Raw genomic sequence first — 26,385 nt, forward strand, 5'->3', positions numbered from 1 at the left:
AAGTACTGAACAATAAAGCGCAGCATTTCACAGGAGAAATTAAACAGTTATCCTAATAGTAGCGGTACAGTACATAAAAGTATCATTAGCTATAAAGCACCTTATGTATCAGTGCAGCGAGGTTTGACATGTTCTGAACCCTATGTAGATAATATGATGAAATGGTAAAAAGAGAGAATAGGTGAATGCCCTTTGTAATTTTTGAAAGGAAAAATAAAAAGAAGGGGTTGTAAAGTATAATGGAAAAGGATCAAAGTCAATACATAGAGCAATGCATTATTAATTACGAGGAAATTGTAAAAGATGCAAAAGAAGGAGCTACACAAGATCATGAATTGTTAGAGGAAATTACTAAGTCAATGTCATTTGGACTGTTAAAAACCAACTACGATATATGGTTAGATGAATGCTTCATACATCAAGACTGGCAAAAGTTGAATAATTTGATTTTCCAGGAAATGCGTTATCAATTACTACCGGGATGCAGTGGAGGGTATGACCATTGTAACAACACCTTACATATTTTAGAGGCGTTCGCTTGCGGGGATAACGAAATAATGGAGCGTATTCTTCCATCGGAACTGGGGCTAACTAAAAATGGTTACCCATTTTATGTTGTGATGAGCAATCTCCTGAGGGCAATGTGGTATAGAGATGAAATATTGCTACCAAAAGCGCTCAATGCTGCTGAAAAATTTGTTGGTACAAAGAAACCACAATGGGAACGTTCAGGAGCTGCATTTCTGTTAGCTTTACACAAAGAAGATATCGAGGCAATGGGGGAACATTTACAAAATTTGTGTTCAGGATACATGCGTGCCGATTTCAGTAAAGCGATGAAACAGCTATGTGTGCCTGCACATGGTCTTTATTGTTTGGCACAAAATTTATTACCCGCACAAATATTTCAACAGATAAAAATGCCGGAACACAAGAACTTTTCTAAAGGATTTGCGAATTGGAGAATAGAAAATCCACAACCTCTATTAACATTATACTTTGTGTATCCGGCGCCTCTGGAAGTCCTTAATAAAATTTTTATGGCTCCAGTTGCAAAAAGCATTATTTCACAACCATATCTTCATAGTGATAATTCTTATCATTCTCCGCAATTAAAGAAAAAATGGTTTCTAGATGAGGCAGCGATGCTAAAATCCTTTGTTGAAAATATGTAAACTTTATTATCCTAACAAGCATTGATGAACATTAAATCTTTAAATTAGTGCAATTCAGTAAGGTGTATCAACTTGCGCAATAGTTGTCAGCTAAATAGAATTAGGAATAGAACAAGACGGCATATCCAATTTTTAGACCCTTTAACGAAACTGATGCGTTAGGGGTTCTTTTTTGTGCGTAAAAATTTCGAAATAGGAAATATCTATCGAATTAAAAACGATCCTAAAAATGAAATAATGAACTGCTAATAACAGCAAACAATTGACGTTAATTCGGCGCTAATTATCTTTAAAGAACAAATGCGCTTATCGGGAACGTAAACAAACGATTAAAGAATACGACTAATCGTTGCGCTAATAATGGCCGTTGAAACCTAGGTGCGCCAATGCTTAGTTTTATCTAATAGCCTCTGTTTCTTTAATAAAATTTTGAAATAGTCTTACAGTATTCTTCTAACTCACTTAATGTAAATAGTAATGTAATAGGGAAATCATTTGAAGTTTCTTTTGAATATGTTAAATGAACAACAGCATATTTGTTTAGCTTTTTAATCCAAAAAATAACATCATCATTATCTTCTCTTCTAGCCATTGCTACAGCTTCTTTTCCGTAGAGAATGTGTGTTAGTGAAAGTTCTTTCTCTAACTCTTTCGTTAAGGATTCTGACATACTTGTTGAAATCAACCACCAGGGATCGTTTATAAAATTTTTTAATTTTTCTCGCATTTTAGATGATCACTTCCAATTAATTAATTTTCTAAACTTAATTCAACGTTTTATATTAATATTCCTTTTTGTGACTAAATAGTTGAATGAGGAAGATTTTCCAGAAGTAAGCCTTGAAGAACATACTAACAACTCATCGAATTGCCTTTAAATGATCGCCTAAATCAATAGTAAGACAGCGTGGATCCATCTTGGGAAATATTTAAATGTTTTTACAGATGATCTTATCTGAAAACAGTACTATGCTTGAATATTAGTAATAAGGAAGCATTATGCCTTTATTTCGCCTTTTTACGTGGTTAAAATCGGTTTTAAATCGCCAGTCGACGTATTTATCATCTTTTGTGTTTCGAAGCTTAAACAAACGGAATTATAAGGGGATTAAATGGAATGAATATTGCAGTTAGTATTGTTAATATCCAACGCAAACTACTCGAACGGACTGGGCGTAAAACAGACGTATATTACAGCGAAGGTCAAGGTTCCTTATATGTATTCATGGGAGAACCTTTAACGTTCAACAACGTAATTTACGCAGCATCCGAAATCGAGCTAATGATGAACTTGGAGTGAACAAATTTTAGGAAATCGTTAAAAATGCACGAAAAGCAAGCTCGGCGTTTTTTGAAAATAAACAATCGTTTTAGTTTAACGGACACCAGTGCCCGGTTACCTCTCGAATTTAGCCTTTTATGAAGTATGTAATTTGGATATGTTATAATCAAAAGTATGAAGAAATCTATACCAAACGTGCAGTGTTAAATGAAATAGGGGGACAGATGATGGATAATCAATATGTCGTAGGCTGGGGTACATTAGCGTTAATCAATGCTGCACTTGCACAAGGGAAGAATAGAACGGGGTTAAATTGGTTTTTACTTTCTCTTGTGTTAGGTCCACTGGCAACACTAATTTTGTTATTTGTTGAAAAGAGACAGTAACACTACATATTCACAAAGTTAATGGCTGGTTTCGTAAAGATTGTTGCTCTTCAACGAACGGGGAGGTTAGTTCAATAAGAATTAGAAATAAAAAAAATACAGCATATTGAAAAAACAACCTTATGGTGTAAAATTACACTATAAGGTTGCTTTCCTTATCAATTTAATATGGGGGTATATATAAATTGAAGAGGTTTATTATAAGTATTTTGTCTTTATTTCCAGTTCCTTTCTTATTTCATTTTTACGAATATAATAGTCACCTTGCTAGGCAACACGCTCATTTTTTGTTTCCGGTATTTCTAGTGTTCATAATTGTTGTTGGTATGTCATCGAGAAACATTAAAATTCCTTTGTTTTTTGGCTTGAATTTTATTATGACCGTTATTTCTTTGATATTTGGCTATTTTTTTATAGTTGATGATGGAGGTTGGTTTAAACCTTTTGGCAGAGATGCTGCCATTATATTTGTTTCAATTATTTATATTTTAGGGCAATTAATTATAAGAGTATTTAGCAAGCAAGGACATACTAACAGCCAAAGTAATAAGTAAATATGAAACGAAAAGAAGTAATTTTTCGTTATGATGTATTTCAAATATATAAACTGTTTAATTTTTCCAAACCAATAATGTTTGTGAAAGAATGTACTTAAACGAATGGGCAGTTTAATGTAAGAAAAGACTGGATGTTCGATTAAGAAACTAATATAAAAGCCGCTTGTTGATTTATCGCCTAACTTTTTAAATTTATCGCCATCATGACTTTCAGACCGGTTTTGTTTGCTAAAGTGCATTGAATCTGCTATTTATTTAAATTTGCTAGAATTAAGATCATGCGCACAAACCTAGAATAACTGTTCAACTTATTCGCTTGTATTGTCTTATTTTTCTCGATTGTTCTTCTTCAATATATCAATAATTTCTTTATTTTGTTTACGAATATCTTTCAAAATTCTTTCTATTGCTAAACCTGTATAAACTAAAAGTAGCACTAATATAAATATAAAAATATCCATATTGTTCAATTCCCCTTTCCTGATTAAAACTACATATATAGTGAATTATAGCTTATTATGATTGTTCGTTGGAAATATAATGGAAAGATATGAAATATTTTGATGCATTATCGAAAGTCGTAAGTGATAAAATCAACGTCAGGTTTCCTGGTGAAAAATGGCTAGTAGGGAGGACTCCCTCTAATTAAATTTGGTAAATTTACTAAGAGGGACGGTGAAAAATATATTTGTCAGGTAGCGGCTATTTTCGCTTTTCATTTTTATCGAGAGGTTATTTGAGTTTATCGACTAACTTTTTATTTTATCACCCAACTTTTTAAATTTATCGACATAAACATGTCCTAAATAAATTAAATCGGCTTTACGGCGCCAAACTTTCCTTTTTATAGTATAATAAGCGTAAGTACAGCATTTGTTTGTGATGTGTAAGGGAAAGGATGATATTTGTATGGCAGAGAAAGTAGGACAATCTTTCGTACAGCCAACGCCTTCTGGTAAAGAAGAACTTGGGAAAATTGAAGTAGCAGCTGAAGTAATTGAGGTTGTTGCGGGAATCGCAGTGAACGAGGTAGAAGGAGTCGCTGCAACTCGTGGTAATATTGCTACAGGCGTAGTTGAACGCTTTGGTAAAAAAGTTCACAATAAGGGTATTAAATCGGGTGTTACTGAAACTGGTGAGATCGCCATTGATGTATTTTGCTCTGTGAAATACGGTTATACAATCCCAAAAGTAGCGAAGGAAGTACAAACTCAAATTCGCCAAGCGATTTTTAATATGACAGCACTTGAAACAGCAGAAGTGAATGTACACATTACAGGTATTCACTTTGAAAAAGAAGAAGTAGCTGCACAAGAATAAAAAGAAGGGTTGCCTAGGCAACCCTTCTTTTTATATGAAATGTTACACAACTTTATTAGATGTCGATATGTTTTGGCTTTCTCCAGAACAAAGCGAGTATTACACCGATTGTTAAAACAATTGTCGCAAAATAATATGGATAGTTTAAATTTATATCGAACAATACCCCGCCTAAAATAGGACCGAAGATATTACCAAGACTTGTGAACATAGAGTTCATGCCACCAACAAATCCTTGTTCATTACCGGCAATTTTCGATAAATAAGAGGTAACGGCAGGACGTATTAAATCGAAGCCGACGAAAATAAAGAATGTGACAAACAGTATTGCGAAATAGTGACTAACTATAGTCATCGCGAATGTTAAAACAGCAGATAGGATGAGTGAATATCGGATAAGATTAATTTCGCCCATTTTTTTAGTCAGGCTATCGAATAGCACTAACTGAGCAATGGCCCCGACTACTCCACTTCCCGTAATAATAATTGCGATATCTGAAGGGCTAAATGCGAATTTATGATCCACAAATAGGCTGAATAACGACTCGAATGCAGCTAAACCAAATGATAATACGAAAATAAGCACGAACGGAATAAGGTAGAGCGGGCTAAAAATACGCTTCACGCTGCCTAAAATTGAAGGTGCAGACTCTTCATCATCTGAAGCACGTGTCGGCTCCTTTAGTAATAGTATTGACAAGATAGCTGCTGAAAATCCAAGAATACCAGCGGCGTAAAACGGTATGCGAGTTCCGATTTCTGCTAAAAATCCACCGATTCCAGGTCCGATAATAAAGCCAGTACTAATCGCTGCACTCATATAACCCAATGCTTTTGAACGTTGTGATATTGTTGTAATATCAGCGATATATGCAGTTACTGCCGGCATGATGAAGGCAGCACTTACACCACCTAGCATACGTGAGATAAATAGTATTTCAACTGTACGTCCAAGTCCGAATAGCAGCTCTGAAAAACCGAAAATAAAAAGACCCGCAATGATCATAATTTTTCGACCGATATTATCTACCATTTTACCGGCAATCGGTGAGACAATCAGTTGTGTAATAGCAAATGCTGCCACCATATAACCAACGACTGAGCCTGAAATTTTTAGCTCATTCATGATTGTTGGTAGTACAGGTATGACTAAACCAATACCTAAAAAGGCAATGAATAAATTTGATAATAAAATACTTAAGGTTAAAATTTGCTTCTTATTCATTTTTTCTCCTTTGATACATGAATCTAAATCTACTAGAATATTTCCAAGTAATACAATAAACCCTATAGTAACTATAGGGTCAAAAGATTTGTTTTAATTTTTATCAATTTTTTTATAAGTGTGGAAGTATTAGTTCGCAATTATACAAGGTGGTATAATTGTTTTTGAACAAAAAGTTGCATGTGTTTATTCATAAAATGTACATACTACTATTAGCTAAAGAAGTTTCGTATGGCATCAAAACGAATTTTATGTTTACATTCCTCGCAGTAAAATAGTTGGGATTTACGTTCTTTGAATTGCTTATATTGTTCTTCACCTTCGTATAACTTGAATGGTCTTTTACAGCTTGTACATGTAACTTTATAATGCATATATAACACCTCATAAGATAAAATCATTTCCCTAATTATAACATTCTTGTTATTTAAACAATAATGGTGGATTGCTAATTTCAACATATTTCTTAGTAAAGTTAATTGCAGGGAGTTAAAATAAGCAAAAACTTGCTTGAAAAAGGTATCAGATTATTTAAAACTTGTTTGAATTCGTGTTTCTCGTACGAATTTATGCTATTATAAACCTTAATGCCACTTAAGAAGGAGAGCTTTACATGAAACGACATGAGGCACGCGAAAAAGCGTTGCAAGTTTTGTTTCAGCTAGACAATACTGAACTAACAGTAGAAGAAGCAATGGGCCATATTAAAGGTCAACCAACAAATGTCTTCTACGAAAAGATTGTTACTGGAACAGTTGAACATTTAGAGGAAATTGATGCTACTTTAGAGAAGCATCTTGAAAAGTGGTCACTTGCCCGTTTACCGAAGATTGAAAGAACGGTTTTACGTCTAGCTGTATACGAAATTTTATACATGCCAGAAACACCAAAAAGAGTAGTACTTAATGAAGCAATCGAGTTATGCAAAACATTTGGAGACGAAGGCTCGTCGAAATTTGTTAATGGCGTACTTTCTAAATTTACAGAACAATAAAATGTGTTGAATTGGAAGGAGTAACTAAGGTCTATGTCAAGTGCAATTATTAATGGTAAAGAAATTGGTCAAGAAATTCGTAATTCAGTAGCAGAGCGAGTAACGCGTTTAAAAGAGCAAGGATTAACACCAGGCTTAGCGGTTGTTTTAGTAGGAGACAACCAAGCCTCAGCTACATATGTGAGAAATAAGCAAAAATCTTGTGAAGCAATAGGTATGTTTTCTGAGCTAATCAAACTACCAGAAGAAACTACACAAGAAGCGTTATTAGCACAAATTGAATTATTAAATAATCGTGAAGATATTCATGGTATTTTAGTACAATTACCACTCCCAAAACATATTGATGAGGATACAGTTATTGCTACAATTGCTGTTGAAAAAGACGTTGATGGCTTCTCACCAGTAAGTGTAGGGAAAATGATGCTTGGCCAAGAAACATTTTTGCCTTGTACACCGTTTGGCGTAATGAAGCTTCTTGAATATTCAGGAATCGAAATAGCAGGAAAGCATGCGGTCATCGTGGGTAGAAGTCATATCGTTGGGAAACCGATGGGACAACTTCTACTACAAAAGGATGCAACCGTTACATATACGCATTCCAAAACACCAGATTTACCTGCATTCACGAAACAAGCAGATATTTTAATTGCGGCTGTTGGACGTGCAAACTTTATTACGAAGGAGCATGTTAAAGAAGGCGCAGTTGTTATAGATGTTGGCATTAATCGTGATGAAAACAACAAGCTTTGCGGTGACGTAAACTTTAGTGAGGTCGATGGTATTGCTTCTCACATTACACCAGTACCAGGCGGTGTAGGACCTATGACAATTACTATGTTATTATTCAACACAGTTCAAGCAGCAGAAAATAAGCTTGCACATACAGTTAAGTTATAATTTTGAATGACTCTTTAGTTTGCCAAAAAAGCTATCTCACTATTTTTATTGAGATAGCTTTTTTGCATTATTTTACTTTCTAGGTATTCTTTAAGAACTTTCCCATTGCCTTCAACGTCTAATGTAACGTTTGGGTCATACATATTAATAGGGAGGTTTTTATGGAAAACATAGATTTAATACTTATAATCAAACATATCATGATCGGTCTTGTACAAGGATTTACTGAGCCAATTCCTGTATCATCGAGCGGACATGTTATGATTGCTAGCGAAATTCTTGGTCTTGGTGAGCAAGGTTTTACGTTTGCTATTTTAACGAACACAGCTTCGTTACTAGCGATTGTCTATATTTATCGAGAGGATATTGTCCGACTCATTACAAACTTTTTCCTTTATCTTAAAACACGAAAGAATCGTTATAGAGCAGATTTTCGTTTTTCCGTATTCATTGTGATTGGTTCTATTCCAGCGGGCATTTTAGGTGTTTTATTAAGTGATGTTATTGCGGAAAATGTTAGTATGACTACGATTGCACTAATGCTATTTGTGACAGGTATTGCCCTATGGCTAATCCGTAATATGCGTGGTACGAAAAGGGATGCGGATTTGACTGCGAAAGATGCCATCATCGTAGGTCTGGGTCAAGCTGTGGCATTAACACCTGGTATTAGTCGTTCAGGCGCAACGATTATTTCAGCCATTGCAGTTGGTATGAAGCAGGAAACGGCTTTGCGATTTTCCTTCATGCTTTATATTCCTGTAAGTCTTGGTGGGGTTGTCCTTGGGATTTCCGACTTTTTAGATGAGCCAAATAAAGGAGCTTTAGCAATTCCCTATGCTGCGACATTTATTGCGACTTTATTTATGACTTATTTTGCAATGCGTTGGTTTATGGGAATCATGAAAAGTGGCAAGCTTAGCTACTTTACATATTATTGCTTCCTTGTAGGTACGCTTCTATTAATATTTTATTAATTTAAAAAGCCTCGTAACTTTCGTTTTAGTTGTGAGGCTTTTTTGTTGTTGAAAAAATGAACGTCACTTTGCCTGTCTTACCGTCGACGAGGCTGCTATTACCGTCGCTCAAACGATACAATCCGTTACTTCGCCTAATTTATCCGTCGTTCAGACTAAACTTACCGTCGCCCCGGAATCAATCCGTCGCTCAAACGATACAATCTGTCACTTCGCCTAATTTATCCGTCGTTCAGACTAAACTTACCGTCTCTTTGGAATCAATCCGTCGCTCAAGCGATACAATCCGTTATTTCGCCTAATTTATCCGTCGTTCAGACTAAACTTACCGTCGCCCCGGAATCAATCCGTCGCTCAAGCGATACAATCCGTCACTTCGCCTGATTTATCCGTCGTTCAGACTAACCTTACCGTCGCCCCGGAATCAATCCGTCGCTCAAACGATACAATCCGTTACTTCGCCTAATTTATCCGTCGCTCAAGCACCCAGTCGGAATGGAAATCAACCCCTCGTTTTGTCGAAAAGCAATACTTTATTTTATACGACGTCTTAAGATGTGTTATAGTAAAGTTTTCAATACTATGAAAGACAGTCGTTTTTTCTAGCGAAACTGCATTTTGACACGTCAGGAGTACTAAAAAATGTTATGATAGGTGTAGTTTTGTGAAAAACTTGATTTTAGTAAAGGAGCCGGAAAAATGTCATCTGCTTCTTATTTAACTGTAAAAGCATTAACAAAATATATTAAACGGAAATTTGATGCTGATCCGCATTTACGTGAAGTCTATGTAAAGGGTGAGCTATCCAATGTCAAGATTCATCAATCAGGGCATATTTACTTTACATTAAAGGATGATGGAGCACGAATTGCTGCTACCATGTTTAAAACGGCAGCCACAAAATTAGCGTTTGAACCAAAGGAAGGTATGCAAGTATTTATCCGCGGGGATGTAAACGTTTACGAAGGCTACGGTACCTATCAATTATATGTACAGGAAATGCAACCAGATGGTATTGGTAGCTTGTTTGTTGCCTTTAACCAGCTGAAAGAGCAGTTACAAAAAGAAGGGCTTTTTAAACCTGAGTGGAAACAACCGATTCCAAGGTTTCCAGTTAAAATTGGTGTTTTAACGTCGACAACTGGTGCAGCCATTCGAGATATTTGTACAACATTAAAGAGACGCTACCCGCTTGCTGAAGTTTTCATTTATCCAACCCTTGTGCAGGGAGCACAGGCAGCACCAAATATAGTTCACAATATTGAGCGCGCAAATAACGATGCGAGTTGCGATGTATTAATTGTTGGGCGGGGCGGTGGATCGATTGAGGATTTATGGGCATTTAACGAGGAAGCAGTTGCACGAGCGATTTTTGGAAGCCGAATCCCGATTATTAGTGCAGTAGGTCATGAAACTGATACGACGATAGCGGATTATGTGGCTGATTTGCGCGCGCCGACGCCAACAGCAGCAGCTGAAATGGCTGTACCTGATCAACAAGATTTATTTCAACGGGTGCTTACACAAAAATCACAACTACATCAAATTGTAAGAGCGCAACTTATAACAGAACGGCAACGTCTAAATAAGCTCCAACAATCGTATCCGTTGTCAATGCCAGAACGCCTATATCGTCCATTTACGGAAAGGCTAGCACAACTTGAATCAGGATTACAAAAAGCAATGCAGGTCGATTTGATGAAGAAAACAGCGCAGTTTCAAAAATTACATAGTGCGGTAGAGCAGCACTCACCAAAAAAGGCACTAGCTTTCCATCAACGAGAGCTAGAAACGCACGTCCAACAATTAACTCGTGCTGCAACGCATTATGTAACAAAGCAAAAACAACAATTTGAGGCAAATGTCAGAACTTTAGAGGCATTGAATCCGCTTGCCATTTTAACTAGGGGCTTCACGGTAGCTTATAAAGATCATCAAATGTTAAAATCATCAGCTGATGTTAAACCACAGGACCAATTAACGCTTTCCTTCCATGATGGGAAAGTTATTGCGGATGTGGTAAAGATCTTGCCGAAAAATGAGGGGGAATAATTGTGGCAGAGAAACAACAAACTTTTGCAGATGCAATGACGGCACTTGAAGAAATTGTCCGCCAGCTAGAGCAGGGTGATGTACCGCTAGAAAATGCGATTGATTTATATAAACAAGGTATGGAACTATCCCAATTTTGTCATAGCAAGCTGCAACATGCTGAGGAACAGTTAATTTCTATTGTCCAAGAGACAGGTGAAACGACAGCATTTGATCCATTAAAGGGAGAGAATTAAGAAATGAACGAGCAATTAAAACATTTTATTGAAAGCAACATACCACAAGTTGAAGCTGAAATGTTTACACTAGTTGAGAAAATTGATGCACCTGTCAATTTAAAAGAATCCATGCTTTATTCATTAAAAGCTGGAGGTAAACGTATTCGTCCTCTTTTCGTATTGGCGGTGCTTGAATTATATAATAAGAATTTAAAGGATGGTTTAACTGTAGGATCAGTCATTGAAATGATCCATACGTATTCGTTAATCCATGATGATTTACCAAGTATGGATAATGATGATTTCCGTAGAGGTAAGCCAACAAATCATAAAGTATACGGCGAGGCATTAGCGACACTAGCAGGAGATGCATTGAATACACTGGCGTTTGGCATTTTAGCACGCATGGATGTATCAGCAGAAAAACGCATTGAACTGGTTAATCTTTTAAGTAAAGCAGCTGGTGCAGAAGGTATGGTTGGGGGGCAAGTACTCGATATGGAAGGTGAGAAGCGTCAGCTAAACTTAGCTGAGCTAGAGCATGTCCATATCAATAAAACAGGCGCTCTATTACGATTTAGTATTGAAGCGGGCGCAGTGTTAGCTGATGTAACCCAAGAAAATCGCGAAACTTTAAAGGAATATGCGCATCATATCGGTCTTGCCTTCCAAATTCAAGACGATATTTTAGATATTGAAGGAACAACAGAAGAACTAGGTAAAACTGCAGGTAAAGATGTAGCGAGTGATAAAAGCACATACCCAGCTCTGTTATCTTTAGATGGGGCAAAAGAAAAGCTTGCCGAGCATTATCAGTATGCCGTTAACGCACTCGATAAATTGGAAGTAGATGCCAGCTTATTGCGTGAGTTTGCAGCCTATATTGTTCATCGTAAAAACTAGGGGAAAAACAAGGCGTTAAAGGTACATAATATGCTAAAATAGTTGAGGGCGTTTGCCGATAAGCAAACAAAAAGTGTTCGTACTTTTAGCATATTAATAACACTGTTATAATAGTGGAAACACAATTACGGTGAATAATTTATTGAAAAGGTGTGTGAGAAAGGTGGATTTAAATAAGATAACTAGTCCAGCCTTTTTAAAAAACTTAGATAAGAAGGGCCTTGAGCAACTAGCACAAGAAATTCGTACCTTCTTAATCGAAAAATGTTCTGTCACAGGTGGTCATATCGGACCGAACCTAGGTGTTGTGGAGCTAACAATTATGCTCCATAAAATGTTTGACAGTCCACAAGATAAGTTTTTATGGGATGTTGGCCACCAAGCTTACGTGCATAAAATTTTGACAGGTCGTGCAAGTCAATTTGATACATTACGTCAGTTCAAAGGGCTTTGTGGTTTTCCAAAGCGTGTGGAGAGTGAACATGATGAGTGGGAGACAGGTCATAGCTCGACATCTTTATCAGCAGCCATGGGTATGGCAGCGGCACGTGATATCAAAAAAGAAAAGAACTTCGTGATACCAATTATTGGAGATGGCGCTTTAACTGGCGGTATGGCGCTTGAGGCACTAAACCATATCGGCCATGCTGAAACAAATATGATTGTCATTTTAAACGATAATGAAATGTCAATCGCTCCAAACGTCGGAGCGTTACACAATGTACTAGGACGTCTTCGTACAGCCAAAGAATATTCAAAAGCCAAAGAAGAAGTGGAATCACTCATTAATAAGATTCCGGTACTAGGTGGTAAGCTTGCTTCAACTGCTGAGCGTTTAAAGGATAGCTTAAAATATTTAGTGGTATCAGGTGTGTTCTTTGAGGAGCTAGGCTTTAAATATCTGGGTCCGATTGATGGACATGATTTTGAAGCGCTTGAGTCAACTTTATCACAAGCTAAAAAAGTAAAAGGCCCAGTGCTCGTTCATGTTATTACGAAAAAAGGTAAAGGCTATAAACCTGCTGAAGATGATACAATTGGTAATTGGCATGGTACAGGTCCTTATAAAATTGAAAACGGTGCGTTTGTAAAGTCAGAGGCGAAAGGTCCAGCTTGGAGTAGTTTGGTTGCTGAGACTGTACGTAAAATTGCTCATGAGGATAAACGTGTTGTCACTATTACCCCTGCAATGCCAGTAGGCTCAAAATTACAAGGTATCCAAAAGGATTTCCCAGAACGTTTCTTTGATGTAGGTATTGCTGAACAACATGCAGCAACGATGGCAGCTGGTCTAGCAACACAAAAAATGAAGCCATTTTTAGCAATTTACTCTACATTCCTTCAACGTGCCTATGACCAAGTGTTACATGATATCGCACGTCCAAACCTCAATGTCTTTATTGGGATTGACCGTGCAGGCTTAGTTGGCGCAGACGGTGAAACACATCAAGGCGTATTTGATATTGCGTTCCTTCGTCATATACCAAATATGACAATTATGATGCCAAAAGATGAAAATGAAGGTCAGCATATGGTGAAAACAGCCATTGAGTATGATGGTGGTCCAATTGCATTACGTTATCCTCGAGGTAATGGGGCAGGCGTTCCGTTGGATGATGAGCTTATGACGTTACCAATTGGTAGCTGGGAAGTGTTACGTGAAGGTAAGGATGCAACAATTTTAACTTTTGGTACGACCATTCCCATGGCATTAGAAGCGGCCAATATTTTGGCGCAGCAAGGAATAGAGATCGAAGTAGTCAATGCACGTTTCATTAAACCGATGGACGAGGATATGCTTCACCGTATATTATCGAACCATAAGCCAATATTGACAATTGAAGAAGCAGTTCTACAAGGTGGTTTCGGTAGTGGTGTATTAGAATTTGCCCATGACCATGGCTATTTAAATGCTATAATCGATCGTATGGGTATCCCTGATCACTTTATTGAGCATGGTAATGTAGACCAGCTTCTCGCTGAAATCCATATGACGGCTGAGGACGCAGCAGCACGTATGCATGTGTTACTTCAACAAAAACAGCAAGTAGGTTTGAATAAATAATGACAAAACATCCAAAAGAACGTGTAGATATTTTACTTGTAGAGCGTGGGCTATGTGAAACACGAGAAAAAGCAAAGCGCTCTATTATGGCAGGGCTTGTTTTTTCGAATGAAACTCGTATCGATAAGGCGGGGGAAAAAATAGCTATAGATGCACCACTACAAGTAAAAGGCTCTGATTTAAAATATGTAAGTCGTGGTGGCTTGAAACTTGAGAAAGCACTACAAATTTTTGATATGTCTGTAGAGGGGAAGCTAATGCTTGACATTGGCTCCTCTACAGGAGGATTTACTGATTGCGCATTACAGCATGGTGCAAGACATTGCTATGCATTAGACGTTGGTTCCAACCAACTAGCATGGAAAATCCGTTCTGATGAACGTGTAACTGTAATGGAAAAAACAAATTTCCGTTATACGACAGCCGCAGATTTAACCGAGGGCTTACCAGACTTTGCAACCATTGATGTCAGCTTTATTTCATTATCGCTTATTTTACCGGTTTTAAAAACATTGTTAATGCCAGGTGGCGATGTAATGGCACTGGTGAAGCCTCAGTTTGAAGCTGGTAAAGAAAATGTCGGTAAAAAAGGCATTGTTCGTGATAAAAAAGTACATCTAGAAGTTTTAGAAAAGACAGCTGCAATGGCGACTGAAGTTGGCTTTGTTGTGAAGGATGCTTCGTTTTCACCAATTACAGGAGGCGAGGGGAATATTGAATTTTTATTCCATTTAGTGAATCCTATTGGTGATGAAGAAATTCCTGCATATACAGCTTTTAATGCACTCGTTGAAGAAGCGCATAGTGCACTAAAATAACACGTGCTCGTTTATAGAGCCGTGTTTTTTCTTGTGCTTTTATGTTTAAAATGGTAGTGTAAATATACAAATAATCAACTATTTATAAGAGGTGACCAATATGAATAAAGGACAAAGGCATATACGAATTCGGGATATTATTGCCAACCATGAAATTGAAACACAAGATGATTTAGTCGAATTTTTAAAAGATGCAGGCTATAATGTGACACAAGCAACGGTATCACGTGATATTAAAGAACTTCATTTGGTAAAAGTACCTTTACAGGATGGACGCTATAAATATAGCTTGCCCGCAGACCAACGTTTCAATCCTATACAAAAATTACATCGCGCTTTAGCGGATGCTTTTGTTAGTATTGATGGTGCATCGCACTTTTTAGTCATGAAGGCTCTTCCTGGTAATGCCAATGCTATTGCATCACTACTTGATCATTTAGATTGGCCTGAAATTTTAGGTACTATTTCTGGAGACGATACTATTTTAATTATTTGTCGTAATGAAGATGAGCGTGAAAATACAAAAAATCGCTTATTAGAAATGCTATAAAATAGTAGGGTAATTTGATACAGAGGTGACAATTTGTGTTAAGAGAGCTTAGTATTCGAAACTTTGCCATCATTGAGGATTTAACAGTTAGTTTTTCAGATGGTTTAACTGTTTTAACAGGTGAAACAGGTGCAGGAAAATCAATTATTATCGATGCGGTGCATTTACTTGCTGGTGGTCGAGGAAATACCGAATTTATTCGTCATGGAGCTAAAAAAGCTGAATTAGGTGGTTTATTTCAAATTTCTAGTTCTGGGCATCCTGTACATAAGAAACTTGAAGAGGCAGGCATTGAAATTGAAGAAGATGCCATTATTTTGCGCCGTGATTTAAATGACACGGGAAAAAGTGTTTGTCGAGTAAACGGTAAACTTGTGCCATTATCTGTGTTACGTGATATTGGATCTAGTCTCATCGATATTCATGGACAACATGAAAATCAAGAACTTATGGATGAGAAACAACATATCTATTTACTTGACCATTTTGCTGAGGAACAACTTACACCTATTCAAGATTTGTACAGTTCTAAATATGATGAGTATCGTTCACTAAAAAAAGAATTAGCTTCGATTTCAATCGATGAACAGTTAATGGCGCAACGTATTGATTTGTACCAATTCCAAATGAAAGAGCTGGAGGATGCCAATTTAAAACTTGGCGAGGAAGATGAGCTACTTGATGAACGTCGCCGTCTTATGAATTTTAATAAGATTTTCGAACGCTCGAGTGCAGCTTATGAAGCTATTCAAGGAGAATCAAAAGGCCTTGATTGGATTGGCAATGCAATGGGAGCCTTAGAGGATGCTGCGACTGTTGACGAGCAATTTAAAGAAGCGTCAGAATCTGTCACGACTGCATTTTATGCATTGCAGGATGCTGCTTACCAGGTCAAAAATGTGTTGGACGAATTAGAATTTGATCCAGCCCGATTGAATGAAGTTGAGCAACGTTTAGCATTATTACAAAATTTAAAGCGCAAATATGGCACAACAGTTGAAGAAATTTTAGCGTATTACGATAAAATTAAAACGGAGCTAAATGAGCTCTTAAATCGAGACGAAATTTTGCAAGTAAAAGAACGAAAAGTACTGGAATTAGAAGCCATACTAAATGAGCATGCTGCAGAACTTTCTTCTGTTCGAAAAGATGCTGCACATAATTTAAGTGAAGCTATTATGGCCGAACTACGTGAATTACATATGGAAAAAGCAAAATTTATTGTTAATTTTGATGAATTGCCTTACTTTGATGCGAATGGTAAAGACCAAGTCATTTTTTATATTTCTACGAATGTAGGCGAACCGCCAAAATCTTTACCGAAAATTGCTTCTGGTGGGGAATTATCGCGTATGATGCTTGCATTAAAGACGATATTCTCTTCCTCTAATGGTATAACATCCATTATTTTTGATGAGGTAGATACTGGTGTAAGTGGTCGTGTAGCGCAAGCAATTGCAGAAAAAATTGCAGCAATATCCGTAAACTCTCAAGTTTTATGTATTTCGCATTTACCGCAAGTGGCAGCGATGGCCGATCATCATTATTTTATTAAAAAAGAAGTTGAGCATGATCGAACATTTACGTCATTGCTGGAGATAGATACGGACGCTCGTATTGAAGAAGTAAGTCGCATGATATCTGGAGCAGAAATTACAGATCTAACTTTGCAGCATGCAACAGAGCTTTTAAAAATGGCGAATGAACGAAAAAAACAAATGAGATAGCGAAAGAACCAGAAACAGCTCGTTGTTTCTGGCTTTTTTCTTTTTACGCAAATATTTACCGCTTATAAGAACGCCACAACAACACATAGTAAAAAGACAAAAATAAAAAGGAGGTGTCGTATGTATCGTCGTTGGCGTCAATTTGTCATTTTGCCTATGCTCATCGTTTTATTATTCATGCCCGTAAAGGCTTTTGCCGCAAAAAAGCTAATTCCGATGGGCGAAGCAATTGGTATTCAATTGCAGCTATCACATGTATTTGTAGCGCATGATGTGCTATTAGCTTCCAATCAGTGGATGAAAGGAGGCGCTGTAATTGAAAAAATAAATGATATTACAGTAAAAACGCTTTCAGATGCTAAAAAGGCTGTTAATCGCGAAGGACAACAGAAATGGACGATAAAAAGTGAAGGAAAAGAAATAACACTTAATTTACAAGAGCAAGAAGCAGAACATGTTATTTCCTTTCTAAAAGATGAAACAGATGGAGTAGGAACATTGACATACATTGATCCCGAGACAAAAAATTACGGAGCATTAGGCCACCAAATCGTTGATTCAACCCTACAAGAAGCCCCTATTTTCCATGCTGGCTCCATTTTCTTAGCTTCGATTCAACAAATTCGTAAAAGCATACCGGGTCAACCTGGCTATAAAATATCCTCCATTGAAAAACATCAGGATCGATTAGGGAGTATAGATAAAAATACAGTTTATGGAATTTTCGGTCGTTGGGAAGACGGTTACCAACAAAGATTGCCTAAAGCAATTGAAATTATGCATGAAAAAGATATAAAAACAGGGAAGGCTGAAATCTATACTGCGATAGAGGGCAGCAAGGTGGAAACCTTTTCAATTGAAATTATAAAGGTCGAAAATGAACGACTTGAATTCATAGTAACTGACAAAAAGCTCATTGAAAAAACAGGTGGTATTTTGCAGGGAATGAGTGGCAGTCCTATCATTCAAGACGGTCGTTTTGTAGGTGCAGTTACACATATGTTCGTGGAGGAGCCAACAAAAGGAGCAGCCCTTACGGTAGCGGAAATGTTAAAAAAATCTTCATAAACAGAAGGAGCTGCCAAATGGTAGCTCCATTCTTTCATGAAAATATGTCGTTCACCATGTATTTCATTTATTTATGAAGCGATTAGCGATACTTAAAAAAAACTGTAGTTTTATCTCCATTTTTTCACTAAAATAAATGGTATAAGCTTAAGAAGCTTTGCAGGTATTTATCATAACTTGTCGATATAAAAAGAAAGTATCGGACTACATACTCATTTTTGGAAATAGAAAAGGTTTTTAAAACAAAAATGTCGAAAATTCCAAAGTGTGCAAAAAATGCATTAGGGGATAAGTGACGCTTTGAGGAGCAGAAGGAGGAATTTAAATGACAAAGGTTAAAGTTGCGATTGCAGATGATAATCGTGAGTTATTAAAAACAATGGAGCAGTATTTTCAAGGACATCCTGAAATTGAAATAATTGCAACAGCTTCAAATGGGAAAGTTTGCTTGCAAATGCTAGAGGAGTTCACTCCAGATATTTTACTTCTAGATATAATCATGCCACATCTTGATGGGTTAGCTGTTTTAGAGTCGATGTATCAGAATGAACGTATGTCTTCAGTTCAAGTGATCATGTTAACTGCATTCGGTCAAGAAGATGTCATGAAACAAGCTGTAGACTTAGGGGCTTCTTATTTCATGCTAAAGCCATTTGAATTTGACCAATTGGTTCAAAAGATTTTACATTGTGCTGGACAGAAGGCTACACTTCCTAAAAAGACAAGTGTTTTACAACCAGCGGCACCTCAAAAATTAAATCAACATCAATTAGATAGCACGATTACAGCCATCATTAAAGAAATCGGCGTTCCTGCACATATTAAAGGTTACTCTTATTTGCGAGAAGCTATTCAGATGGTGTTTGAAGATATCGAGTTATTGGGCTCTGTGACGAAAATTTTATATCCGGAAATCGCTAAAAAATTCAACACAACGCCATCACGAGTTGAACGTGCGATTCGTCATGCCATTGAAGTCGCATGGAATCGCGGCAATTATGAATCGATTTCGTCGATGTTTGGGTATACAGTACATCATTTAAAATCAAAGCCGACAAATAGCGAATTCATCGCCATGATCGCTGACAAGATTCGCATTGATATGATGGCGAGTTAAATTTTTGATGTGACTGGGATTGAGAAGCTATTCGGTGTAGAATTATTTGCCTATAAACAAAAATAAGCGTGTTTATATAAGCACACTTTTATTTATTGAGTTCAAGTAACTTAATGGATAGGAGAGTGCTATTTTTTTTCAGAAAGGTAAGGTAATTACAGAAATAGACATCCAGTTGGATTCAAACCAAAAAATCATTTGAGCAAACTTTGACGTTATTTAAATTACTTAGTACAAGAGTTGGAAATTGAAGATGCAAGTAACGTCTCATGTAAGGTGTTATATTAAATATCTGCTTGAACGTGGGAAATACACTATAACGGTTTCTGATAAGAGTTTAGATATTAACTATTCAAATAGACAAGAGGATTATAAAAAGCCAATACAGCCAATCATACAAGGAATATAAAACTACGGGTACAACATATGAATCGTGTTGGAGTTTTTAAGGAGGAATGATTCACATTCAAAAAACTGGAATTTGCCTCCGATGAAATTTGGTTTTGGGGAAAAAGTTCTATTCACATTCAATGGCATTGAACTGGTTGGAATAGTTGAAATAGCAGACTTTGGCGGTTCGCTTGAACACGATTTCCATTCGTATGATATTTTCGTTGCTGAAGACAATTGTTTGTATAAGCATATTCCTGAAGAAGTTTGTAGAATTGCTTGCTTCTAATGAGATTGAACAATCGCTCAGCGGGATATCGTAGATCAGTTTAAAGAGCCATCTTCAAAAGAGGAAGTGGTGTTACAGTCGAGTAGAGGAAGCTAACAAAAGGACTTGTGTATAATGAGTTTTTATCATACGCACAAGTCCTATCAAGATTGGTATACCAAAGTTCGTTATTGTCTCAGTAAACGAATCTTTGATATTGGGCTTGTTAGGTAATAGAAGTAGGACTTTACCACCGTTGAATAATTGGACATATAATGCTAATCCAAAGCAAACTAATCTCTATTATCAAGTGAATTTTTACAGTCATGTTCACTATGTTTTGTCTCACCCTCAAATATTTCAGTAATGCCATCTGAAAGTCTATTTTTTTCACAAAATTGCTGAACTTGTTTCCCTTTTTTAGTAATTCCATAATAATAAGTTGTAGTAGGTTCGTCTTTAAAGATGACCATATAATGTCCGTGATAAAAATCTTTATTTATTAAGTGCTTTGGCTCAACAAAATGTGATTCTTCAATTTTTTCGTCTGTATATCCCTTCGCTTCTAAATATTTCGGAACATACTTATTAGCGATATATTTTGTATATGGATTACCGTTGTTTAGAACATAAATAAAACCAGTTGGCAGAGCAAAGACAATAACAGCGATTAAGGTACTAGTTATAATTAATATCTTTTTTTTAATCATCTTCCATCACCCCTTAATATTGTTTCTTCCATCTCTTTAATAACAGAATTATCATTTTTTACGCACAAGCCCTAGATTGATGTGTGATAAGCGTTGTTTCGCGTATTGAAAAATGAGGATACCCCTTATTATTCCGAGTAAAAATAAAGCTACAAACAATTTGCTCAATTCATCCACTAAAGCAACTATTGTGTGTAATTTTACACTATTTTGGTATTTAGTCAATTGATAATTATAATTCAATCACCATTTCACAGTCTATGAGGGTTAAAAGGGAGCAGAAGAGTCATTTACATAGCTAACTTAGTTGGTGCTACAAAACCTTGTGCTGTAGGAGCTATTGTGAGAGCAAAACAAAAGGACTTGCAGGAAAAATCATAAATGCAAGTCCTTAGATTGGAGTGTGATTCAATTGATTTAAATGTCGGATGGTTGATTATAATGAAATAAAATTATCTTTTGTATCACAAAAAGGAAAATTAATCTAATAATCCAAGGTGACACTCCAAAGGATTGCGCAATCCCTCCACAAACGACACAAATAATTCGGTCATTTCGTGATCTCAATATAAAGCGAGCAAAAAGATGGTGTAGGATTGAATAAATAAGCAAAAAAGAACCTAATCTGGTTCTTTTTTTGCTTATTAGACCGGTTAAGTTAGTCTAATATTGTGACCTTTAATTGTTTTACTCCAAAATTAATTGCATCTTGTTGAGAAGGGAAAAAGACATCGATTCGATTTCCTTTAATGGCACCGCCTGTATCCCCTGCGATTGCTTCACCATAGCCTTCCACATAAACTTTACTACCCAGTGGAATTACAGTTGGGTCAACTGAGATGACCTTCGCATTTGGGTTTGTTTTAAGGTTAATTCCAGTAGCAGTAATACCGGAACATCCCTCACATGAAGCCGTATAGGCTGAAGCTTCCACTATAAGTTCCTTTGAAGCAGTATTATTTTTTGATGGAGCAGTTGCTTCAGGTGCATTCTCCTTTGAAGCAGTATTACTTGTTGATGGAGCGGCCACTTCAGATGCACTATCCTTTGAAGTTGTAATACTTGTTGATGAAACAGTCTCTTCAGGTTTACCCTCCATTGCAGTTGTATTATTTGTTACTGAAGTTGTAGTTTCCTTTGCTGCATGAGCTGCAGGCTTTATTGGTTTGTCAGTTACAGCCGTACTCGTTTTCGTACCATTAATAATGGATAGATTTAAACCTGGATGAATAAGGTCCGTATGTAATTGGTTCCATTCTTTAATTTGCGAAACAGTGACTTGATGATCTAGGGCTATGTCCCATAGTGTATCACCTTGCTTAACGGTATATTGTTGTGCAATGGTAAGGACATCGCCAGGGTGAATAAGGTTGGTAGTAATATGATTCAATGTTTTGATATTTTCTACAGAAGTATTATGTGCACGAGATAAATCCCAAAGAGTATCTCCTTTTTGTACGGTAATTGTTGCAGCTTGAGCATTAGCGCCTAAAGTTGCCGAAAGCATTGCAACGGGTACAATTGAAATTATTTTTTTAATCATTTATTAATCCTCCATGTGCGTTCTTAGTTGTTATTGTAAAATCATCGTAACATAGATTTTTCTGAGAAAAAGAACAAGGAGATGTTAATTTGATTTCGTCTATGGCATTTATATTGCAATAATATTGCTAATATTAAAGGATACTATTTCCATGATGAAGATACCTGATTCATTAAGGATTAAATGTGATAATGTTTATACATTAAATGAATTTAATAAATGAAGGATAATCATGTCAATTAAAGCTATATTTTCTGTTTAGCAAACAGAAGTGTTGAATGTTGATTATTGAAATAGATGGTTATTTTCATCAAGCGTTGGTTACAGGTAAAAAGTGTTCTAAACATCAGTTAAATTACAAGTATCTGCTAGCAATAGAATTAACTTATGAAATAAGGGACTTTCCTAATTTGTTACGCAAAAAAAACAGGGTTCAGACGATTTCAATTTACCGGAGATTAAGATACAGAACACTTTATAGAGTTAAATGAAATAAAGAATAACAATGATGTAGCGTTTTGGGGCTAGCGACCGGTAATTGTCATTTAGTTCACGCTGTTATAGCCAAATCAATACGCCTTTTTAGATAGTATGCACCGGCTTTCTAAAAAGGTGTATTTTTTATGTGTTTAAGAACATTCTAAATCGAAATAGAACGTAATATGTTGGACTATTGTACAAAAGTTCTCATTTACAATAAGAACGAATAGAGATCCTTTTTTGAGTACAAAATAATACATTGTTCACTTCCTATGTTGCAGTTGGTGCATTGAATGTATGGAAAATTAATCTCATAGTTTAAATGGAGGGGGAATGAAGGTGGGGTTATTTGATGGAATAATCGGTAATGCAAGTGAAGTAAATCTAGGGAAATTGCAGGAAGAAGTTAAAGATTTATTAACACCTAATGAAAAAATTATGAACGCGTATAAAATCATAAGAGACACTTTTATATTTACGGATAAAAGACTTATCTTAATCGATAAACAAGGTGTAACTGGAAAGAAAACACAATATCATTCAATTCCGTATAAGAGTATTCTTCATTTTTCAGTTGAAACTGCGGGAACGTTTGATTTAGATGCAGAGTTGAAAATTTGGGTTTCAGGCAATGAATTACCGATACAAAAAAGCTTTAATAAATCAACTAACATATATAAAATTCAAAGTGTGCTAGCGGAGTATGTTTTAGGAAAGTGAAATGTAAACGGTCAACAATACGTTGATCGTTTATCTTTACTTGAACGTATATAATTAATACGGGTGATAACTTATGAAAAGCGTAAACTTACAACTTGACGAAAAAAACTCGTTAGAAATAACACAGGTAGGAGAGCATTTATTTGAGGTGCGCCTTGGCATGAATGGAAGCATTAGTGTTTACTATATGACGCGTGAACAGCTCCTAGATTTTGATCAATTAGGCGCACATATATGCATTGAGTCTATTCTAGAGAATGACAAGTAACCATAATCCAGCTTTCTTCGAGTAGTTAATAAATGTTTTTAGTTAGTATTGAAGGCCTAATGAATATTTATAAAAATTATGACAGATATATTATTTATTTTTCAGTTTGTTGAAGATTTTGTGAATTTCCTGATTAGTACCTATGGAATGTTTTCAATGAATGAAGCGAGATTTTAAAATATTAGAAAAAAACTTCCTTTTTGTAGTATAAATCGACTAATGTTGGAGTGGAAATGTAAGAGATGTATGAAAGTATTACTTACAAAGTATGGATAAATTCTTTCTTGGCAGTGACAATTGTCTCTAAACAAATATAAGTAGATTGTATATACTTACAGGTAGAGGGAAGGAGGAGATCACTTGATACTAGTTCGAAATGATAAGTTCGAAATAACCGAAGATAATGGCAAGGTCTATATGCTTACTTACGAAGCAGGATATCCATTAAAAGAATTTGATAGTATTTTACGGAGTCATCCCCGACTTAAATTGTCAAATTTTTCAATATTAAAAAATGTCTTAGCAACAGAAAGCACAAGCCCTGTTGAAATTGGACGCTGGCTTCCAAATGTTGAAGTAGAAATTGCGCGAGATAAAATGTCTGCCTCAATATTTGTATATGAAACACACGAGTATATACTAAAGAATAAAGAGAAATTAACTCAACAAATTCTGGAAACAATCGAGAACGAAGGGATTGTTCATGGAATATTAGATTTCGATATTTCTAATATTGATCCGGGAAAAGCATTTTTAATTGCAGAAGGAACGCCACCAGTAGCAGGAACAGATGCACAAATTACATACTTACCTAAACCAGAGAGAAAGCCAGTAATTCGCGAAGATGGGAAAGCTGATTATTATGATATGAACTTTATTTCTGAAATTTCCGAAGGTTCATGGCTAGGCGAAAAAATCCCTGCGACATTAGGTAAACCAGGGGAAAATATACTAGGCGAAATAATGGCTGCTGTACCAGGTCGTGATTTTCCAATAAAATATGATAAAAAATCAGCTTATGAAGTAGAAGAGGATGGGAAAACTGTCATCCGTTCGAAAATAGCTGGTGTATTAGATGATGTCAAGGGCATGATCGGTGTTAATAGACATTTACCGATTAATGGGGACGTTGGCGTTGAAACAGGGAATCTTGATTTTGATGGCTCTTTAAGCATTAAAGGAACTGTTACATCAGGTTATACAGTCATTGCTACTGGAGATATTTCCATCGAGGGTGCTGAAGGTGTAAGCGGTGCCAAACTTATTAAATCCATTGAGGGAGACGTTTATATTCGTGGTGGGATTTTTGGTTTAGGCTCTACTATTGTTGAGGCAGGTGGCAATATTTTTGTTAAACATGTAAATGAGGCAAATCTAGTTGCAGCTGACAGTATCCATATAGGGTCCTATGCATTGGGATCGCAGCTTTCTGCGCATTCTATCTTTGTGGACGAACGAAAAGGGAAAATTATTGGGGGCCGTGCAGTAGCTAAGAATACCATTGTTACTAGCATCTCAGGAAATCGTTTAGAACGTCGAACCGATTTAATCATCGAAAGCGTGAATAAGCAAGAAAGATACTCCATTGTGCAAGAGAAAGCTTCACAGCTTAAGCAGTTGCAATCAGAAATCTCTGTGCACGAGGGGAAAATTAAAAACTTACTGCCGTTCCTTAACCAAATGTCTAAGGAACAGATCGCTACATTTGAAGAAACAAAACAAAGTTTAACAAAATTGAAAGCGGATGCAGTGACAATTGATCGTGAAGTTAAGCTAATAATGGATGAAATGCGTCATGCTGGAAAAGAAGAAATTATAGTGACGAAGGAAGCTTATCCTGGCACCTTTATTCAAATTGGTAAAAAGTCATCCTTATTAAGTAAGATGACAAATGGTAAATTTCTAATTGAATTTGGTGAGTTAAATGTCTAACGAATCTTTCATTCCTGTATTTGCTCATCGTGGGGCTTCTGCGTATGCACTTGAAAATACGTTGAAGGCTTTTGAAAAGGCTTTAGAGCAAGGGGCAGATGGAATTGAACTAGATATCCAACTTTCAAAAGAGGGCATTCCCGTTGTATATCATGATCCACAGCTGTCTAGATTGGTTGGCATCAATAAGCTTGTGAACGAATGTACGATAGAGGAGCTAGTAAGCTTTAAACTTGGAAAGCCGTGGAGGCGATTATTTTCAACGTATAAAATTCCAACGTTTGATGTAGTTTTAGCATGGGCAAATTCACAACAACTACCTCTTAATATCGAATTAAAATCAACAATCCTTGATAATAAAAACGCACTTATACAAATGCTTCATGGGCTTACTTTGCCTGTTGGCAGTCATTTTTCATCGTTTCACTACGAGCTTTTAGAGATCGTGAAACAATATAAGCCAGACTATGAAACAGCACTTATAGCAACCAAAAAATTAAAATGGGATTTACTTAGTGATTATAAAGCAATTGATAGTGTTCATATGCATAAAAGGTATTATAAACCAAAATATTTAGAAGCGTGTGTGGCAAGTGATAAAGCATGTCGTTTTTATGCAATTGATGGGGATGAAACATTTTTAATGAATCCACATCCTTCTGTAATTGGTTGGATTACTGATTTTCCTGATAAAGTAATTGCGAAACAGCAACGTTAATCATTCTGTTGAATGAAGTAAA

The 26,385-nt window shown here is 36.2% G+C and carries 28 protein-coding genes; 22 read left to right on the top strand and 6 right to left on the bottom strand.

Annotated elements, in window-relative coordinates; genetic code table 11:
• Positions 1-239 precede the first annotated feature (239 nt).
• Complete coding sequence (locus MOK21_RS09170; protein ID WP_249073634.1) at positions 240-1,175, top strand: hypothetical protein; 936 nt, start codon at positions 240-242, stop codon at positions 1,173-1,175.
• A 418-nt stretch (positions 1,176-1,593) separates the two neighbouring features.
• On the opposite strand, the gene MOK21_RS09175 is transcribed toward MOK21_RS09170, so the two are convergent.
• A complete protein-coding gene (locus MOK21_RS09175; protein ID WP_249073635.1) occupies positions 1,594-1,902 on the bottom strand; it encodes a hypothetical protein in 309 nt (102 codons plus the stop codon).
• Between the two features lie 390 nt (positions 1,903-2,292).
• Here MOK21_RS09175 and MOK21_RS09180 point away from each other — a divergent pair, with 390 nt between their 5' ends.
• The 3 genes from MOK21_RS09180 (at position 2,293) to MOK21_RS09190 (ending at position 3,397) form a co-directional block, all read left to right on the top strand.
• Positions 2,293-2,475 (top strand): hypothetical protein, encoded by a 183-nt coding sequence (locus tag MOK21_RS09180; protein WP_249073636.1) that lies wholly within the window; start codon positions 2,293-2,295, stop codon positions 2,473-2,475.
• Between the two features lie 209 nt (positions 2,476-2,684).
• Positions 2,685-2,843, top strand: coding sequence for a hypothetical protein (locus tag MOK21_RS09185; protein ID WP_199777725.1), 159 nt, complete (start codon positions 2,685-2,687; stop codon positions 2,841-2,843).
• 185 nt (positions 2,844-3,028) lie between these two features.
• Positions 3,029-3,397: a hypothetical protein gene (locus MOK21_RS09190; RefSeq protein WP_249073637.1), complete on the top strand. Its 369-nt coding sequence runs from the start codon at positions 3,029-3,031 to the stop codon at positions 3,395-3,397.
• Between the two features lie 329 nt (positions 3,398-3,726).
• Here MOK21_RS09190 and MOK21_RS23735 read toward each other — a convergent pair whose 3' ends face one another.
• Complete coding sequence (locus tag MOK21_RS23735) at positions 3,727-3,861, bottom strand: hypothetical protein (protein ID WP_283164665.1); 135 nt, start codon at positions 3,859-3,861, stop codon at positions 3,727-3,729.
• 448 nt (positions 3,862-4,309) lie between these two features.
• On the opposite strand from MOK21_RS23735, the gene MOK21_RS09195 reads away from it, so the two are divergent.
• A complete protein-coding gene (locus MOK21_RS09195) occupies positions 4,310-4,720 on the top strand; it encodes an Asp23/Gls24 family envelope stress response protein (protein ID WP_249073638.1) in 411 nt (136 codons plus the stop codon).
• Positions 4,721-4,775: 55 nt separating this feature from the next.
• On the opposite strand, the gene MOK21_RS09200 is transcribed toward MOK21_RS09195, so the two are convergent.
• Complete coding sequence (locus MOK21_RS09200) at positions 4,776-5,945, bottom strand: MFS transporter (protein WP_249073639.1); 1,170 nt, start codon at positions 5,943-5,945, stop codon at positions 4,776-4,778.
• Between the two features lie 613 nt (positions 5,946-6,558).
• Here MOK21_RS09200 and nusB point away from each other — a divergent pair.
• From nusB to MOK21_RS09270, 13 genes are all read left to right on the top strand, one after another.
• Entirely contained in the window at positions 6,559-6,939 is a 381-nt protein-coding gene (nusB, locus tag MOK21_RS09210; RefSeq protein WP_249073641.1) for a transcription antitermination factor NusB, read from the top strand.
• Positions 6,940-6,972: 33 nt separating this feature from the next.
• Entirely contained in the window at positions 6,973-7,839 is an 867-nt protein-coding gene (folD, locus tag MOK21_RS09215; RefSeq protein WP_249073642.1) for a bifunctional methylenetetrahydrofolate dehydrogenase/methenyltetrahydrofolate cyclohydrolase FolD, read from the top strand.
• A gap of 161 nt (positions 7,840-8,000) precedes the next feature.
• Complete coding sequence (locus MOK21_RS09220) at positions 8,001-8,816, top strand: undecaprenyl-diphosphate phosphatase (RefSeq protein ID WP_249073643.1); 816 nt, start codon at positions 8,001-8,003, stop codon at positions 8,814-8,816.
• Positions 8,817-9,515: 699 nt separating this feature from the next.
• On the top strand, positions 9,516-10,868 hold the full coding sequence (gene xseA / locus MOK21_RS09225) for an exodeoxyribonuclease VII large subunit (protein ID WP_249073644.1): 1,353 nt from the start codon (positions 9,516-9,518) through the stop codon (positions 10,866-10,868).
• A 2-nt stretch (positions 10,869-10,870) separates the two neighbouring features.
• On the top strand, positions 10,871-11,104 hold the full coding sequence (gene xseB, locus MOK21_RS09230; protein WP_053483717.1) for an exodeoxyribonuclease VII small subunit: 234 nt from the start codon (positions 10,871-10,873) through the stop codon (positions 11,102-11,104).
• 3 nt (positions 11,105-11,107) lie between these two features.
• Positions 11,108-11,989, top strand: coding sequence for a polyprenyl synthetase family protein (locus tag MOK21_RS09235; RefSeq protein ID WP_249073645.1), 882 nt, complete (start codon positions 11,108-11,110; stop codon positions 11,987-11,989).
• 163 nt (positions 11,990-12,152) lie between these two features.
• Complete coding sequence (dxs, locus tag MOK21_RS09240) at positions 12,153-14,054, top strand: 1-deoxy-D-xylulose-5-phosphate synthase (protein WP_249073646.1); 1,902 nt, start codon at positions 12,153-12,155, stop codon at positions 14,052-14,054.
• Complete coding sequence (locus MOK21_RS09245; RefSeq protein ID WP_249073647.1) at positions 14,054-14,872, top strand: TlyA family RNA methyltransferase; 819 nt, start codon at positions 14,054-14,056, stop codon at positions 14,870-14,872. Before dxs ends, MOK21_RS09245 begins: the two co-directional genes overlap by 1 nt.
• A gap of 100 nt (positions 14,873-14,972) precedes the next feature.
• On the top strand, positions 14,973-15,422 hold the full coding sequence (gene ahrC / locus MOK21_RS09250) for a transcriptional regulator AhrC/ArgR (protein ID WP_249073648.1): 450 nt from the start codon (positions 14,973-14,975) through the stop codon (positions 15,420-15,422).
• Positions 15,423-15,457: 35 nt separating this feature from the next.
• Complete coding sequence (gene recN, locus MOK21_RS09255; protein ID WP_249073649.1) at positions 15,458-17,149, top strand: DNA repair protein RecN; 1,692 nt, start codon at positions 15,458-15,460, stop codon at positions 17,147-17,149.
• A 120-nt stretch (positions 17,150-17,269) separates the two neighbouring features.
• Positions 17,270-18,217 carry a SpoIVB peptidase S55 domain-containing protein gene (locus MOK21_RS09260; protein WP_249073650.1) on the top strand — a complete coding sequence of 316 codons (948 nt, stop codon included), beginning with the start codon at positions 17,270-17,272 and terminating at the stop codon, positions 18,215-18,217.
• Between the two features lie 325 nt (positions 18,218-18,542).
• Entirely contained in the window at positions 18,543-19,334 is a 792-nt protein-coding gene (gene spo0A, locus MOK21_RS09265) for a sporulation transcription factor Spo0A (RefSeq protein WP_249073651.1), read from the top strand.
• A 490-nt stretch (positions 19,335-19,824) separates the two neighbouring features.
• Positions 19,825-20,013 carry a hypothetical protein gene (locus tag MOK21_RS09270; protein ID WP_249073652.1) on the top strand — a complete coding sequence of 63 codons (189 nt, stop codon included), beginning with the start codon at positions 19,825-19,827 and terminating at the stop codon, positions 20,011-20,013.
• A gap of 272 nt (positions 20,014-20,285) precedes the next feature.
• Here the strand turns inward: MOK21_RS09270 and MOK21_RS09275 are convergent, their stop codons facing one another.
• The 3 genes from MOK21_RS09275 to MOK21_RS09280 form a co-directional block, all read right to left on the bottom strand.
• Positions 20,286-20,702, bottom strand: a complete 417-nt coding sequence (locus tag MOK21_RS09275) for a DUF3139 domain-containing protein (protein ID WP_249073653.1) — start codon at positions 20,700-20,702, stop codon at positions 20,286-20,288.
• Positions 20,703-21,119: 417 nt separating this feature from the next.
• Positions 21,120-21,314, bottom strand: a complete 195-nt coding sequence (locus MOK21_RS23985; RefSeq protein WP_374110130.1) for a PspC domain-containing protein — start codon at positions 21,312-21,314, stop codon at positions 21,120-21,122.
• A 46-nt stretch (positions 21,315-21,360) separates the two neighbouring features.
• A complete protein-coding gene (locus MOK21_RS09280; protein ID WP_249073654.1) occupies positions 21,361-22,245 on the bottom strand; it encodes a 3D domain-containing protein in 885 nt (294 codons plus the stop codon).
• An 819-nt stretch (positions 22,246-23,064) separates the two neighbouring features.
• On the opposite strand from MOK21_RS09280, the gene MOK21_RS09285 reads away from it, so the two are divergent.
• From MOK21_RS09285 to MOK21_RS09300, 4 genes are all read left to right on the top strand, one after another.
• On the top strand, positions 23,065-23,445 hold the full coding sequence (locus tag MOK21_RS09285) for a PH domain-containing protein (protein WP_249073655.1): 381 nt from the start codon (positions 23,065-23,067) through the stop codon (positions 23,443-23,445).
• Between the two features lie 73 nt (positions 23,446-23,518).
• A complete protein-coding gene (locus MOK21_RS09290) occupies positions 23,519-23,713 on the top strand; it encodes a hypothetical protein (protein ID WP_249073656.1) in 195 nt (64 codons plus the stop codon).
• Between the two features lie 360 nt (positions 23,714-24,073).
• Positions 24,074-25,645 carry a flagellar assembly protein A gene (locus MOK21_RS09295; protein ID WP_249073657.1) on the top strand — a complete coding sequence of 524 codons (1,572 nt, stop codon included), beginning with the start codon at positions 24,074-24,076 and terminating at the stop codon, positions 25,643-25,645.
• Entirely contained in the window at positions 25,638-26,363 is a 726-nt protein-coding gene (locus MOK21_RS09300) for a glycerophosphodiester phosphodiesterase (RefSeq protein WP_249073658.1), read from the top strand. The genes MOK21_RS09295 and MOK21_RS09300 overlap by 8 nt, the downstream gene beginning before the upstream one ends.
• Positions 26,364-26,385 lie beyond the last annotated feature (22 nt).

The sequence above is a fragment of the Lysinibacillus sp. BPa_S21 genome (assembly GCF_023337795.1).
Classification (GTDB): domain Bacteria; phylum Bacillota; class Bacilli; order Bacillales_A; family Planococcaceae; genus Lysinibacillus.